At 77.6% G+C, this 16,647-nt stretch carries 1 protein-coding gene; it reads right to left on the minus strand.

Annotation, left to right across the window (positions count from 1 at the left end):
- Positions 1-16: 16 nt before the first annotated feature.
- Positions 17-16,426 (minus strand): SDR family NAD(P)-dependent oxidoreductase, encoded by a 16,410-nt coding sequence (locus ACFXDE_RS06745; RefSeq protein WP_380491535.1) that lies wholly within the window; start codon positions 16,424-16,426, stop codon positions 17-19.
- Between the last annotated feature and the right edge of the window lie 221 nt (positions 16,427-16,647).

Consider the following 16,647-nt stretch of genomic DNA (forward strand, 5'->3'; position numbering starts at 1 on the left):
GTCTTACGGGGTCGCCTCAGGCGAGTCCGAGCTCGCGGTCGATCAGGTCGAACATCTCGTCGTCCGTGGTGGCGTCGAGCGCGTCGTCCGGCCCGTCGGCGGCCGCGGGCGACTCGGTGGCGTCGCCGTCGAGCCGCCACTGGAGGCTCTTGAGGCGGGCGAGGAGGCGGGTGCGGGAGTCGGCGTCCAGTTCGGTGGCGCCGAGCGCGCTCTCCAGCTCGTCGAGTTCGGCGAAGACGGGCCGGGCGGGCGCCGCGGTGCCGGCGGGTGCGCCGACCAGGTCGCGCAGGCGCCCGGCGAGGGCGGTGGGCGACGGGTGGTCGAAGATCGTCGTGGTGGGCAGCCGCAGGCCGAGTTCGGCGTTGAGGCGGTTGCGCAGCTCGACGGCGGTCAGGGAGGACATCCCGAGGTCGAGGAAGCCGCGCTCGGGTTCGACGGCCTCGGGCGAGCCGTGGCCGAGGACGGCGGCGAGGTGGCCGACGACGACGTCCAGCAGCAGCTTCTCCTGCTGGACGGCGGCGAGGCCGGGCAGCCGGTCGAGCACGCCCCGGTCGCCGGTCGCCGTGCTCCCGGCCGGGCCGGCGGCCGTGCGCCGGGCGGCGGCGCGGCGGGGCGCGAGCTCGGCGAACAGCGGCGGTGCCCCGGCCGTGGCGAGGGCGTGCCGGTCGAGCCGGATCGGGGCGAGGGGCGGTCGGGGGCGGCGGCCCGCGGGGGCCGGCGCGGCGGGGCGCTGGCGGGCCGGGGGGGGCGGCGAGCCCGGGCGGGCGCAGGGGGCGGTGGCCACGGCGTCCAGCGTGGACGTCATTCCACTCGATTCTCCCCAGTATCCCCACGCGAGGGAGACGGCCGGGCGGCCTTCGGCGCGGCGGAGGTGGGCGAGGGCGTCGAGGAAGGCGTTGGCGGCGGCGTAGTTGGACTGGCCGGGGCCACCGGCCGTGGCGGCGAAGGAGGAGAACAGGACGAAGGCGGAGAGGTCGAGGTCGCGGGTCGCGTCGTGGAGGTTCCACGCGGCGTCCACCTTGGGGCGCAGCACCTCGGCGAGCTGCTCGTCCGTCAGGCTTTCGAGCAGTCCGTCGTGCAGGACGCCGGCGGCGTGGACGACGCCGGTGAGCGGGTGGTCGGCGGGGACGGTGGCGAGGAGCGCGTCGAGGGCGGCGCGGTCGGCGGTGTCGCAGGCGGCGACGCGGGCGTGGGCTCCGAGGGCCGCGAGGTCGGCGACGAGCTCGGCGGCGCCGGGCGCGTCCGGGCCCCGGCGGCCGGTGAGCAGGAGGTGGCGCACGCCGTGCTCGGTGACGAGGTGGCGGGCGACGAGGGTGCCGAGGGTGCCGGTGCCGCCGGTGATCAGGACGGTGCCGGCGGGATTCCAGGACCACGCGCGGTCGTCCCCGCCGGCGGGCAGCGGGCGCAGCCGGGGGGCCGTCACCTCGCCGCCGCGGACGGCCAGGCGCGGCTCGTCGGGGACGGCGAGGGCGGTGGGCAGGGCGGCGTCCGAGGCGGGGTCCTCGTCGAGGTCGACGAGGAGGAAGCGGCCGGGGTTCTCGGACTGGGCGGAGCGGATGAGTCCGTGGGCGGCGGCTTGGGCGAGGACGGTGGCGTCGGTGGAGGGGGCCGCGGCCTCGGCGCCGTGCGTGAGCAGGGCGAGGCGGGCGTCGGCGAGCCGGGGCTCGCCGAGCCAGGCGCGGGCGAGGCCGTGGGCGGCCCGGACGGCGCGGTGCGCGGCGGTGACGGGGTCGGCGTCGTCGGCCGCGGTCAGGCGGTGGACGACGGTGGCGGGTGCCGGCTCCCCGGCGTCCAGGGCGGCGGTGAGGCCGGCGAGGTCGGCGTAGGAGCGGGCGCCGAGGGCGGCGGCGAGCGCGTCGTCGCCGCCGAGGACGGCCGTGTCCTCAAGGCCGGTGGCGGACACGGCGCTGTTCGGTGTCGGAGCCCACTCGACCGCGTAGAGCGGGTCCGCCACCGGGGCGAGGTGCTCGGCGGCGATCGGGCGGACGGTGACGGCCCCGGCGGTGAGCACGGGGGCGCCGTCGGCGTCGGCGGCGGTGAGCGCGTGGCCGCCGTCGGCGGCCGGGGTGAGCCGGACGCGGAGCAGGGCGGCGCCGGTGGCGTGGACGGTGACGCCGCGCCAGTCGGTGGGCTGGGCGGGGTCGGTGCCGCCCGGGAGGGCGGCGAGCAGGGCCTGGAGGAGTCCGGGGTGGACGCGGAAGCCGGCCGTCTCGGTGCGGTGCTCCTCGGGCAGGGCGACCTCGGCGAACAGCTCGTCGCCGCGCCGCCAGCGTGCGGCGACGGTGCGGAAGCGCTCGCCGTACTCGGCGTCGTCCAGGGTGTCCACCGCCTCGGCACCGGCGGGCGGCCATGCGGTCAGGGACGCGCCGTCAGCGCTCTCACCAGTCAGGGTGCCGGTCGCGTGGCAGGTCCACGGGAGGTCGTCCGGCGCGCCGGTCGGGCGGGCGTGGACGGTGAGGGCCCGTCGGCCGTCGGCGTCGGCGGGTCCCGCGGTGAGCTGGAGGTCGACGGTGCCGTGGTCGGGCAGGGTCAGCGGGGTGAGCTCGGTGAGGTCGGCGACGGTCGGGCAGCCCGCCTCGTCGCCGGCCCGCACGGCCCAGTCGAGCAGCGCGGTGCCCGGCACGACGGCGGTGCCGCGCACGCGGTGGTCGGCCGTCCAGGGGTGCGTCCCGGTGCCGATCCGGCCGGTGAGCAGGACGCTCCCCGAGCCGTCCGCGAACCGGACGACCCCGTCCAGCCCGCTGGGTTCGAGGGGAGCGCCGGTGCGGGCGGCGTCCTGGGCGAGCCAGTAGCGGCGGCGCTGGAAGGCGTAGGTGGGCAGGTCGGCGGACCGGCCGCCGGCGAGGGCGGGCCGCCAGTCGATCCGCACGCCGTGCACGTGGGCCTCGGCGAGGGAGGCGAGCAGCCGGGCCTGGCCGCCGTCCTCGCGCCGGACGGTGCCGAGCACGACGGCCCGGACGCCCGCGTCGGCGGCGGTGTCCTCGACGGCCATGGCGAGCACGGGGTGCGGGCTGCATTCGAGGAAGGCGTCGTGGCCCTGGGCGAGCAGGGCGCGGACGGACTCCTCCAGGCGGACGGTCCGCCGCAGGTTGCGGTACCAGTACCCGGCGTCGAGCGGGGTGTCGCCGAGCCAGTCGGCGGTGACGGTGGAGAAGAACGGGATGCGGGCCTCGCGCGTGGTCAGTCCGGCGAGTTCGGCGAGGAGGGTCTCCTCGATCCGTTCGACCTGGGCGGAGTGGGAGGCGTAGTCGACGGGGATGCGCTTGGCCCGGACGCCGTCGCGGGCGCAGCCGGCCAGGAGGTCGTCGAGGGCCGCGTTCTCGCCGGAGACGACCACGCCGGCCGGGCCGTTGGCGGCGGCCACCGAGATCCGGCCGCCGTGGGGCTCGATCCGGGCGAGGACGTCGGCGTGGGCCAGCGGCACCGACACCATGCCGCCGTGGCCCGAGAGGCCGCGGGCGATGGCCTGGCTGCGCAGGGCGACGACCTTGGCGCCGTCCTCCAGGGAGAGCGCGCCGGCCACGCAGGCGGCGGCGATCTCGCCCTGGGAGTGGCCGAGGACGGCGGCGGGGGTGACGCCGTGGGCCTGCCAGCAGGCGGCGAGCCCGATCATGGTGGCCCACAGCGCGGGCTGGGCGACGTCGACGCGGTCGAGTGACGGCGCGTCGGCCCGGCCGCGCAGGACGGCTTCGAGGGACCAGTCCGTCCAGGGGGCGAGGGCCCGTTCGCAAGCGGCGATCCGCTCGGCGAACTCCGGGGAGGCGTCGAGCAGTTCGGCGCCCATGCCGACCCACTGGGAGCCCTGGCCGGGGAAGACGAGGACGGCCCGGCGGTCGCGGCCGGCGCCGTGCCGGCCGGTGACGACGCCCGGGGCGGGCGTGCCCTCGGCGAGCGCGGCGAGCCCGGCGCGCAGGTCCTCGATGCCGGTGCCGACGACGGCGGCGCGGTGCTCCAGGAGCGCGCGGCCGGTGGCGAGGGAGTACGCGAGGTCGAGCGGCGCGGCGCTGCTGGTGGAGAGGTGGTCGAGCGGCGCGGCGCTGCTGGCGGCGAGGTGGTCGAGCAGCGCGCGGGCCTGGCCCCGCAGGGCCTCGGCGCTGCGGGCGGAGAGCAGCCAGGGCAGGGCGGGGCGCTCGGGCCCGGGGGTCAAGGAACCGGGCTGGGACTCCTGCTGGGGGGCCTGTTCGAGGATCACGTGGGCGTTGGTGCCGCTGAGTCCGAAGGAGGAGACGCCGGCGCGCCGGGGCCGTCCGGTGGCGGGCCAGTCGCGGGCCTCGGTGAGCAGGTCGACGGCGCCCTCCGTCCAGTCGACGTGCGTGGTGGGCCGGTCGATGTGGAGCGACACCGGCAGCTCGCCGTGCCGCAGGGCGAGGACGGTCCTCATCACGCCGGCGACGCCCGCGGCGGCCTGGGTGTGGCCGAGGTTGGACTTCACCGAGCCGACGAGGAGCGGGTGTTCGCGCTCCTGGCCGTAGGTGGCGAGCAGGGCCTGGGCCTCGATCGGGTCGCCGAGGCGGGTGCCGGTGCCGTGCGCCTCGACGGCGTCGACCTCGGCGGGCGTCAGACCGGCGTCGGCCAGGGCGGCCCGGATCACGCGCTGCTGCGCTGGGCCGTTGGGGGCGCTGAGCCCGTTGCTGGCGCCGTCCTGGTTGACGGCGGAGCCGCGCACGACGGCCAGCACCGGGTGCCCGTTGCGCCGCGCGTCCGAGAGCCGCTCGACGAGCAGCACGCCGACGCCCTCGGAGAAGCCGGTGCCGTCGGCGGCGTCCGCGAAGGGCTTGCAGCGCCCGTCGAGGGCCAGGCCGCGCTGGCGGGCGAAGTCGACCGGGATCATCGGCGTCGACATCACGGTGACGCCGCCCGCGAGGGCGAGCGTGCACTCGCCGCCGCGCAGCGCGCGGACGGCCAGGTGGAGCGCCACGAGGGACGACGAGCAGGCCGTGTCGACGGTGACGGCCGGGCCCTCCAGACCGAGCGTGTAGGCGACGCGGCCGGAGATCACGCTCGCCGCGTTGCCGGTGCTGACGTACGGCGCGGCCTCGTCGGGGATGCGGGCGACCCGGTCGAGGTAGTCGCTCGACGACAGGCCGGCGAACACGCCGGTGCGGCTGCCGCGCAGCGTGCCGGGGTCGATGCCGGCGCGTTCGAGGGCCTCCCACGAGGTCTCCAGGAGGAGCCGCTGCTGCGGGTCCATCGCGAGGGCCTCGTTGGGGCTGACACCGAAGAAGGCGGCGTCGAAGCCGGCGGCGTCGGCGAGGAAGCCACCCTCGCGGGTGCGGGAGGAGTCGGGGTGGTCGGGGATGCCGTCGTAGAGGCGGTCGAGGTCCCAGCCGCGGTCGGCGGGGAAGGGGGCGATGGCGTCGGTGCCGGCGGACAGCAGGGTCCACAGGTCGTCGGGGGTCGCGACGCCGCCGGGGAAACGGCAGGCCATGCCGACGATCGCGATCGGCTCGTCGGCCGCCTGGAGCGCGACGCCGGTCCCGGGCGCCGCGGCGGTGCCGGTGAGGCCGTCGGCCAGGTGCCCGGCGAGCGCCCCGGGGGTGGGGTGGTCGAACACGAGGGTCGCGGGCAGCCGCAGGCCGGTCGCGGAGTTGAGGCGGTTGCGCAGCTCCACGGCGGTCAGGGAGTCGAGGCCGAGGTCGCGGAACGTCCGCGCGGCGTGGACCTGCTCGGCCGAGGAGTGGCCGAGGACGGCCGCGGTGCAGCCGCTCACCAGGTCGAGCAGCGCCGCGGCGCGGTCGGCCGCGCTGAGCCCGGCCAGGCGGGCGCGCAGCCCGTCGGCGGCCTGGGCGCCCTGCGCGGCGCGGCGGGCCGGAGTACCCCCGAGAGAAAGACGCAGCAGGGAGCGCAGCAGGGCGGGGAGTTCGGCCGCGCCGCGCGAGCGCAGGGCGGCGGTGTCGAGGCGGACGGGGACGAGGAGGGCGCGGTGGTCGGCGAGGGCGGCGTCGAACAGGGCGAGGCCGTCCGGGGTGCTGAGGGTGAGCGCGCCGGACTGCTCGGCGCGGGCCCGGTCGCCCGCGCCGAGGTGGGCGGTCATGGTGCTGGCCTGTGCCCACAGGCCCCAGGCGAGGGCGGTGGTGGGCAGGCCGGCGACGCGGCGGTGCTGGGCGAGGGCGTCGAGCCAGGCGTTGGCGGCGGCGTAGTTGCCCTGGCCGGGCGAGCCGAAGACCCCGGCGGCGGAGGAGAACAGGACGAGGTCGGCGAGGTCGAGGCCGCGGGTGAGCTCGTGCAGGTGGCGGGCGGCGTCGGCCTTGGGGCGCAGCACGGCGGCGAGCCGGTCGGCCGTCAGGCCTTCGACCACGCCGTCGTCGAGGACGCCGGCCGCGTGGACGACGGCGGTGAGCGGGTGTTCGGCGGGCACGGCGGCCAGCAGGGCGGCGAGCGCGTCGCGGTCGGCGGTGTCGCAGGCGACGGCGCGGGCGTCGGCGCCGAGGGCCGCGAGGTCGGCGAGGAGTTCGGCGGCGCCGGGGGCGTCGGGGCCACTGCGGCCGGCGAGCAGCAGGTGGCGGACGCCCCGCGTGGTGACCAGGTGGCGGGCGAGTTCGGCGCCGAGGGTGCCGGTGCCGCCGGTGATCAGGACGGTGCCGTCGGCGGCCCAGGGGCGCGGGACGGTGAGCACGATCTTGCCGGTGTGCCGGGCCTGGGCCATGTACCGGAAGGCCTCGCGGGCGCGGGTGACGTCCCAGCAGGTGAGCGGGAGGGGCTGCAGCGCGCCCTGTTCGAACAGCTCGACCAGGTCGGCGAGCATCCGCCCGATCCGCTCGGGCCCGGCCTCCTGGAGGACGAAGGCCTGGTAGCGGGCGCCGCCGTGGGCGGCGGCGACCTCGGCGGGGTCGCGGACGTCGGTGCGGCCCATCTCGATCAGCCGTCCGCCGGGCCCGAGGAGGCGCAGCGAGGCGTCGACGTACTCCCCCGCGAGGGAGTTGAGGACGACGTCCACGCCTTCGCCGCCGGTGGCGGTGCGGAAGCGCTCCTCGAAGTCGAGGGTGCGGGAGGAGGCGATGGCGCTGTCGGGCAGGCCGTCGGTGCGCAGGAGGTGCTGCTTGGCCTCGCTCGCGGTGCCGTAGACCTCGGCGCCCCAGAGGCGGCCGAGCTGGGTGGCGGCCATGCCGACGCCGCCGGTCGCGGCGTGGACGAGGAGGCGTTCGCCTTCCCGGAGGTCGGCGAGGTCGCGCAGGGCGTAGTAGGCGGTGAGGAAGACGACGGGGACGGAGGCGGCCTGGGCGAAGGTCCAGCCCCGGGGGACGCGGGCGAGGACGCGGTGGTCGGCGACGGCGAGCGGGCCGAACCCGCCGGTGACCATGCCCATGACGTGGTCGCCGACGGCGAGTCCGGTGACGCCGGGGCCGAGTTCGCGCACGACGCCGGCGGCCTCGGCGCCGAGGAAGCGGGCGCCGCCGGGGTACATGTCGAGGGCGTTGAGGACGTCGCGGAAGTTGAGGCCGGCGGCGCGGACCTCGATGCGGACCTCGCCCCCGGCTAGCGGCGCGGCCGCGTCGGGGCTCGGCAGGAGTTCGAGGTTGTCGACGGTGCCCTTGGTGCGGATGTCGAGGCGCCACGGGCCGTCGGGCACGGGCAGCGGCCCGGCGGTGTGGGCGCGGGCCAGGCGGGGGGCGTGGGCGGTGCCGTGGCGCAGGGCGAGCCGGGGTTCCCCGGTGGCGAGCGCGGCGGGCAGGGCCCGCCAGGAGGCGGGGTCGTCGTCCAGGTCGGCGAGGACGATGCGGCCGGGGTGCTCGCTCTGCGCGGAGCGGACCAGGCCGTGGACGGCGGCGGCGGGCAGGTCGTGGACGTCCTCGGCGGGATCGGCGGCGACGGCGCGGCGGGTCAGGACCAGCAGGGGACGGTCCTCGGCGAGCTGGTCCTGGAGGACGGCGAGGGCGCGTTCGAGGGCGGCGAGCGGGTCGTCGCCGCTCGGCTCCACGACCGTCAGATCGGCGTCGGCGGCGGCCGTCAGGGTGACGCCCGCCTCGGCGAGGGCCGCCGCGTGGGCGGGCGGCTCGCCGAGGACGGTCCAGCGGGCGGGGGCCGGCCCCGGCTCGGGGAGGGTCAGGGCCGGCCAGTCCAGGTGGAAGAGCGCCTCGCGGGCCACCCGGGCGGCCGGGTCGAGGGCGCCCTCGGCGAGCGGGCGCACGGCCAGGGCCTCGATGGCGGCCACCGGGCGGCCGGCCGGGTCGGCCATCGCGACGGACACCGCGTCGGGCCCGGCCGGGGTGAGCGTCACCCGCAGCGCGGTGGCCCCGGCGGCGTGGAGCGTGACGCCGGTCCAGGCGAAGGGCAGCCCGGGGCGGCCCGCCAGCGGGCCGAGCCCGGCGGGGTGCAGGGCGGCGTCGAGGAGGGCGGGGTGCAGGCCGTAGCGGGCGGCGTCGGCGCGGGCCGGCGCGGGCAGCTCGACCTCGGCGTGGACGGTGTCGCCGAGACGCCAGGCCGCGCGCACGCCCTGGAACACCGGGCCGTAGCCGTAGCCCTGTTCGCGCAGGCCCGGGTAGAAGCCGTCGACGTCGATCGGCTCGGCGCCGGCGGGCGGCCAGGCGGCGGCCGTCGGCGCGGGCTCGGCCCCCGCGGGGGCGAGGGCGCTGTCGGGGGTGACCGCGCCGTCGGCATGCCGGGTCCAGCCCTCGGGCGCGTCCGCGTCGGCCGGGCGGGTGTGCAGGGCGACCGGGCGGCGGCCCGTGTCGTCCGGGGCGCCGACCTCGATCTGCACCTGGAGCGCGCCGCGCTCGGGCAGCAGGACGGGCGCGTGCAGGGTCAGTTCCTCGATGCGTCCGCAGCCGAGCTCGTCGCCGGCCCGGACGACCGCCTCGACCAGCGCGGCGCCGGGCACCACGACGGTGCCCGCGACGGCGTGGTCGGCGAGCCACGGGTGGGTGTGCAGCGACCAGCGGGCGGTGGCCACCAGCCCGCCGCCCTGGGCGAGTTCGACGGCGGCGCCGAGCAGCGGGTGCTCCGGCGCGGCCAGGCCCGCCGTGGTGACGTCGCCGCCGGTGCCGCCGGGGCGCGGCCAGTAGCGCTGCCGCTGGAACGGGTACGTCGGCAGCTCGGTGGCGCGCGCGCCGGTGCCGGCGAACAGGAGGTCCCAGTCCACCCGGGCGCCGTGGTTGCGGGCGTCGGCGAGGGCGAGCAGGAAGCGGCCGGGGCCGCCCTCGTCGCGGCGCAGCGTGCCGAGGGCGGCGGCGGGCAGGCCGCTGTCCTCGATGGTCTCCTGGACGCCGGTGGTCACCACGGGGTGCGGGCTGACCTCGACGAACACCCGGTGGCCTGCGGCCAGCAGGGTGCGGGTGGCCTGCTCGAACTCCACGGTGTGGCGCAGGTTGCGGTACCAGTAGGCGGCGTCGAGTCCGGCGGTGTCGATCACGGCGCCGGTGACGGTCGAGCAGAACGGCACGTCGGCGCTGCGCGGGGTGATCGGCGCGAGGAGGTCGAGCAGCTCGTGCTCGATGCGCTCGACGTGCGCGGAGTGCGAGGCGTAGTCGACGGGGACGCGGCGGGCCCGGACGCCGGCCCGCTCGCAGTCGGCGATCAGCTCCTCCAGGGCCTCGGGGTCGCCCGAGACCACCACCGAGCCGGGGCCGTTGACGGCCGCGACGGAGATGCGCTCGTCCCAGCGTGCGAGGCGCTCGCGGACGGCGGCGACCGGCTCGGCCACCGAGACCATGCCGCCGAGGCCGGCGAGCTGCCGGATCGCCCGGCTGCGCAGGGCGACGACGCGGGCGGCGTCGTCCAGGGAGAGCGCGCCGGCCACGCACGCGGCGGCGATCTCGCCCTGGGAGTGGCCGAGTACGGCGGCCGGTTCGACGCCGTGCGCGCGCCACAGTTCGGCGAGCGACACCATGACGGCGAACAGCACTGGCTGCACGACGTCGACGCGGTCGAAGCCGGGTGCGCCGGGTGCGCCGCGCAGGACGTCGGTCGCCGACCAGTCGGTGAACGGTTCGAGGGCCGCCGCGCACTCGGCGAAGCGCTGCGCGAACACCGGTGTGGTGTCCAGGAGTTCGACGGCCATGTCGGCCCACTGGGAGCCCTGGCCCGGGAAGACGAAGACCGGGGCGCCCTCCCCCGCGGCCTGTCCCTCCAACACGGCGGGGGTGGCGCGTCCGTCGGCGAGCGCGTCCAGGCCGTCCAGGAGCCCGGCGCGGTCGGGCGCGACGACGGCGGCCCGGTGCTCCAGGGCGGCGCGGGTCGTGACGAGCGAGCGGGCGACGTCGTCGAGGGCGGGCTCGGCGGCCCGGACGTGGGCGGCGAGGCGGCGGGCCTGCTCGCGCACGGCCTCGGGGCTCCGGGCGGAGAGCAGCCAGGGCAGCGGGCGGTCGGCGGCCGGGCGCTCGGGCAGCGGCTCGGGCGCGAGGGCCGCTTCGAGGATCACGTGGGCGTTGGTGCCGCTCACGCCGAACGAGGAGACGCCGGCGCGCGGCGGCCGTCCGGTCTCGGGCCAGGTGCGGGCCTCGCTCAGCAGCTCGACGGCGCCGGCGGTCCAGTCGACCTGCGCGGTCGGCTCGTCGATGTGCAGGGACTTCGGGAGCTCGCCGTGCTGCATCGCGAGCACGGTCCTCATCACGCCCGCGACGCCGGCGGCGGCCTGGGTGTGGCCGAGGTTGGACTTCACCGAGCCCAGGAGCAGCGGGAGTTCGCGGTCCTGTCCGTAGGCGGCGAGCAGGGCCTGGGCCTCGATCGGGTCGCCCAGGCGGGTGCCGGTGCCGTGCGCCTCGACGGCGTCGACCTCGGCGGGCGTCAGACCGGCGTCGGCGAGGGCCGCCCGGATCACCCGCTGCTGCGACGGGCCGTTGGGCGCCGTCAGCCCGTTGGAGGCACCGTCCTGGTTGACGGCCGAGCCGCGCACGACGGCCAGCACCGGGTGCCCGTTGCGCCGCGCGTCGGAGAGCCGCTCGACGAGCAGCACACCGACGCCCTCGGCCCAGCCCGTCCCGTCCGCCGCGTCCGCGAACGGCTTGCAGCGGCCGTCGGGGGCCAGGCCGCGCTGGCGCGAGAACTCGACGAACACCTGCGGCGTGGACATCACCGTCACGCCGCCCGCGAGCGCGAGCGTGCACTCGCCGCGGCGCAGCGCCTGGGCGGCCAGGTGCAGGGCGACCAGCGAGGACGAGCACGCGGTGTCGACCGTGACGGCCGGGCCCTCCAGGCCGAGCGTGTAGGCGACGCGGCCCGAGATCACGCTGGCGGCGTTGCCCGTCATCACGTGCCCGGCGACGCCCTCCCGGGCCGGGTCCAGCAGCAGGTGGTAGTCCTGGAAGTTGGAGCCGACGAACACGCCCGTCCGCGAGCCGTGCAGGGCGCCGGGGTCGATGCCGGAGCGCTCGACGGCCTCCCAGACCGTCTCCAGCAGGAGCCGCTGCTGCGGGTCCATCGCGAGGGCCTCGCGCGGGGAGATGCCGAAGAAGGCGGCGTCGAAGTCGGCCGGGGCGGTGAGGAAGGCGCCCTCGGCGACGTAGCTGGTGCCCTCGTGGTCCGGGTCCGGGTGGTGCAGGCGGTCGGTGTCCCAGCCCCGGTCGGCCGGGAACGGGCCCACCGCGTCGCGGCCCTCGGCGAGCAGCCGCCAGAGGTCCTCCGGCGACTCGACGCCGCCGGGGAAGCGGCAGGCCATCGCGACGATCGCGATCGGCTCGTCGGCGGCGACGGCGGCCACCGGCTCCAGGACGGCGGCCGTGCCCGCCAGTTCGGCGCGCAGGTGCGCCGCGACGGCGGCCGGGGTCGGGTGGTCGAACAGCAGCGTGGCGGGCAGGCGCAGACCGGTCGCGGCGGTGAGGCGGTTGCGCAGCTCGACGGCGGTCAGCGAGTCGAACCCGAGGTCCCGGAACGCCCGGGCGGCGTCGACGGTCGCCGTCGAGGCGTGCCCGAGGACGGCGGCGGCCTCCGTGCGGACGAGCTCCAGCAGCAGCCGCTCCTGCTCGTCGGCACCGCGGCCGCGCAGCTTCTCGGCCAGCGGGGAATCCTTTTCGGTCGCCAGGGCGGGGGTGACCGCGCGGCGCACCTCGGGCAGGTCCGCGATCAGCGCGCTCGGCCGGGCGGCGGTGAGCACGGGGGCGAGGGCGCTCCAGTCGACGTCCGCCACGGTGAGGCCGGACGCGTCCGCGAGCAGGGTCCGACGCAGCGCGGCGACCGCCCGCTCCGGGTCCATCGGGGCGAGCCCGCTGCGCCGCATCCGCCCGGTGAGGCCCGGGTGGTCCCCCGCCATGCCGCCCCCGGCCCACGGGCCCCAGGCGACGGCGGTGGCGGGCAGTCCGGCGGCGCGGCGGTGCTCGGCGAGGGCGTCGAGGTAGGCGTTGGCGGCGGCGTAGTTGGCCTGGCCGGGGTTGCCGAGGACACCGGTGATCGAGGAGAACAGGACGAACAGGGCGAGGTCGTGCCCGGCCGTCAGCTCGTGGAGGTTGCGGGCGGAGACCGCCTTGGCGCGGAGCACCGCGTCGAAACGGTCGGCGGTGAGGCCCTCCAGGACGCCGTCGTCGAGGACGCCGGCGGCGTGGACGACACCGGTGAGCGGGTGCTCGGCGGGCACGGCGGCGAGGAGGGCGGCGAGCGCGTCGCGGTCGGCGACGTCGCAGGCGGCGACGGTGACGCGGGTGCCGAGTCCTTCGAGCTCGGCGCTCAGCTCCTGCGCGCCGGGGGCCCCGGAGCCACGGCGGCCGACGAGGAGGAGGTGCTCGGCGCCGGCCCGGGCCAGCCAGCGGGCGACATGGGCGCCGAGGGCGCCGGTGCCGCCGGTGACGAGCAGGGTGCCCCGGGGGGCGGTCCAGCCGTCGGGGGCGTCCGGCGCGCTCGGCTGCGCCGCTTCACCGGCCGGACGGCCGGCGGCCGCACCGGTGTCGGGCCTGGCATCGACACCGGTGCCCGACGCGTTCCGCTCCACCACGTCGTCACCCGGACGGTCCGACGGCGCGGACAACTCCGCCACCCCGCACCCTTCGGAGGCGGGCCGCGGCAGGCCGGCCGCGCGGCCCGGGACCGGCGGCAGGTGGCGGCGGGTCAGGCGGCGGGCGTAGGCGCCGGAGCCGCGCAGGGCGAGCTGGTCCTCGGCGGTCTGGGCGAGGATCCCGGCCAGGCGCGCGGCGGTGCGGGCATCGAGGGCGGCGGGCAGGTCGATCAGGCCGCCCCAGCGCTGCGGGTGCTCCAGCGCGGCCACCCGGCCGAGGCCCCACAGCTGCGCCTGCCCGGGCTCGCTCACCCGGTCCGCGCCCTCGGCCGCGACGGCGCCCCGGGTGAGGCACCAGAGCCTCGCCGGACCGCCGGCGGCCTCCAGGGTGCGCAGCAGCTCGACGGTGGCGGGCAGGTAGCGGGGGACGACGTGGTGGTCGGGGTGCGGGCGGCCGTCGGCGGCGAGGCAGGAGAGGACGCCGGCGAGCGGCTCGCCGACGCCGTCCGCGAGCACCTCGGCCAGGGCCTCGGTCCCGGCTACCCGCTCGATCCGCAGGCCGCGCTCGGCGAGGGCGTCGAGGACGGCCGCGGGCCATTCGCCTTCCGCGCCCTCCGGTACGACGGCGAGCCAGCGCCCTGCCGGGACGGCGTCGGTGAGGCCGCGCACGGGCACCCAGCTCGTCCCGTACGTCCACCCGTCCAGCGCGCCGAGCAGGCGCCGCTGACCGCGCCAGGAGGCCAGGACGGGCAGCAGGCGGTCCAGCGAGGCCTCGGCGGCCTCCTCCGCGATCCCGAGGACGGCCGACGCCTCCTGCAGGTCCCCGGCCTCGACGGCCGTCCAGAACGCGTCCTCGACCGGGTCGGCCGGGGGGGCGCCCGCGTCGCGGCGCTGGAGCTCGGGCAGCCAGTAGCGCTGCCGCTGGAACGCGTACGTGGGCAGGTCGACGCGGCGGCCGCCGGACCCGGCGAGCACCGCCGCCCAGTCCGGGCCCGCTCCGCGCACGTGCAGGCGGGCGAGGGCTTCCAGGGTGGCCGGCTCCTCGGGGCGGTCCTTGCGGAGCACGGCGGCGAGGGCCGCGTCGGCGGGCAGCGACTCGGCCGCCAGCGCGGTGAGGACGCTGTCGGGGCCTAGCTCCAGGAAGCGGGTGACCCCGGCGGCGTGGAGCGTGCGGATGCCGTCGCCGAAGCGGACGGCCTCACGGACGTGGCGCACCCAGTAGTCGGAGGTGGTGAAGTCCCCGCCCAGCGCGCCCGTCAGGTTGGAGACCACCGGGATCGACGGCGCGTTGTACGTCAGCCCGTTGAGGACCTCACGGAAGTCCTCCAACATCGGATCCATCAGCGGCGAGTGGAACGCGTGCGAGACGCGCAGCCGCGTCGTCTTGCGGTCCGCGAAGTGCTCCCGGACCGCGTCAACGGCCTCCTCCGCACCGGAAACGACGACGGAGGTCTGGCCGTTGACGGCGGCGATCGACACGAACTCGGTGAGCAGCGGCAGGACTTCGTCCTCCGTCGCCTGCACGGCCAGCATCGCGCCGCCCGCAGGCAGCGCCTGCATCAGCCGACCACGGGCACTCACCAGCGCGCACGCGTCGGCCAGCGAGAACACCCCGGCCACGTGCGCCGCAGCCACCTCACCGATCGAGTGCCCCGCCACGAACTCGGGGCGGACACCCAGCGATTCGACCAGCCGGAACAGCGCCACCTCGACGGCGAACAACCCCGCCTGAGCGAACTCCGTCCGGTTCAGCAGCTCCGCATCCGAACCCCACACCACGTCGCGCAAGGCGGGATCCAGCTCCGCACACACCTCGTCGAAGGCACGGGCGAACACCGGGTACCGGGCATACAACTCCCGCCCCATCCCCAGTCGCTGCGACCCCTGCCCCGAGAACAGGAACGCCGTCGCCCCCTTCTCCGCTACGCCCGTCACGAGGCCGGGGACCGCGCCCCCGGCCGCGAGGGCGTCCAGGGCGCGCAGGCGCTCCCCGGGGTCGGCGGAGACGACGACGGCCCGGTGGGCCATGGCCGCCCGGCCGGTGGCCAGGGAGTGGGCGACGTCGACCGGGTCGAGCGGTCCACGGGTCCTGAGGTGGGCGGCGAGGCGCCCGGCCTGGGCCTGGAGGGCCGGCCCGCTGCGCGCCGACAGCACCCACGGCAGCACCGCCCCGGGCGCGGCCTCGCCGACGGGTTCCGAAATCTCGACCGGCGCCTCCTCCAGCACGACGTGCGCGTTGGTGCCGCTGACGCCGAAGGAGGACACGGCCGCCCGCCGGGGCCACGCGTTGGCGGGCCATTCGCGGGCCTCGCCCAGGAGTTCGGCGGAGCCGGCGGTCCAGTCGACGTGCGGGGTCGGGGCGTCGAGGTGCAGGGTGCGCGGCAGCAGGCCGTGCCGCATCGCGAGGACCGTCTTGATCACGCCGGCGACGCCGGAGGCGGCCTGGGTGTGACCGGTGTTGGACTTCAACGCACCGATGAGAACGGGCTGTTCGCGGTCCTGGCCGTAGGTCGCAAGGAGAGCCTGGGCCTCGATCGGGTCGCCGAGCCGCGTGCCCGTCCCGTGCGCCTCGACGGCGTCCACCTCGGCGGGCGTCAGACCGGCGTCGGCCAGCGCGGCCCGGATCACGCGCTGCTGCGACGGGCCGTTGGGGGCCGTCAGCCCGTTGGAGGCACCGTCCTGGTTGACGGCCGAGCCGCGCACGACGGCCAGCACCGGGTGCCCGAGGCGCCGCGCGTCGGAGAGCCGCTCGACCAGGAGGACGGCGGCGCCCTCGCTCCACGCGGTGCCGTCGGCCGCCGCAGCGAAGGGCTTGCACCGGCCGTCGGCGGCGAGGCCGCCCTGACGGGAGAACTCGGTGAACATCTGCGGGCTCGACATCACCGTCACGCCGCCCGCGAGCGCCAGCGAGCACTCGCCGCGGCGCAGCGACTGGACGGCGAGGTGCAGGGCGACGAGGGAGGAGGAGCACGCGGTGTCGACCGTGATGGCCGGGCCCTCAAGGCCGAGGACGTAGGAGATGCGGCCGGAGGCGACGCTGACGGTGTTGCCGGTCAGCAGGTGTCCGGCGGCGGTCTCGGCGACCTGGCCGCCGGCGGTGGCGGCGCTGTCGTAGCCGCCGTGCCCGGTGCCGACGAACACGCCGGTCGGGGTGCCGGTCAGGGTGCCGGGGTCGATACCGGCCCGTTCGACGGCCTCCCAGGCGGTCTCCAGGAGGATCCGCTGCTGGGGGTCCATGGCGAGGGCCTCGCGCGGGGAGATGCCGAAGAACCCGGCGTCGAACTCGCCGGCGTCGTGCAGGAATCCGCTCTCGCGGGAGGTGACGGCGCCTTCCGGCAGGTCCCAGCCGCGGTCGGCGGGGAAGGTGGAGACGGCGTCGACGCCGTCGCGCACGAGCTCCCACAGCTCCTCGGGGGAGGCCACGCCGCCCGGCAGCCGGCAGGCCATGCCGACCACGGCGATCGGCTCCCGGTGCTGCTCGGTCGCCTCGCGGAGCTGCTCGCGGGTCTCGTGGAGGTCCGCGATCGCCCGCTTCAGGTAGTCGCGGAGCTTGTCTTCGTTCGACATCGGGACGTCAACCTCTCCGGGGGGCTGCCAGGGAACGCCGTGCGGGTGGGGCCCGGCCGGACGCCCGGTTCGGCGGCGCGCGCGAACTCCTGACGTCGGGTCCGACCCGTCGCCCGCCCAGTCTCGCCACGGACGGCCCCGGTTTTCCCTAGAGCCACGGCACCGGAGCACGAAGCGCGGACGGGCGTGCCCGGCACCCGAAGGTGCCCGGCACGCCCGTC

The organism is Kitasatospora sp. NPDC059408, assembly GCF_042751525.1.
GTDB lineage: Bacteria > Actinomycetota > Actinomycetes > Streptomycetales > Streptomycetaceae > Kitasatospora.

Bases quoted from the DNA above. Each gene is read 5' to 3' on its own strand.
- ACFXDE_RS06745 (WP_380491535.1), bottom strand. From the start codon at position 16,426: ATGTCGAACGAAGACAAGCTCCGCGACTACCTGAAGCGGGCGATCGCG.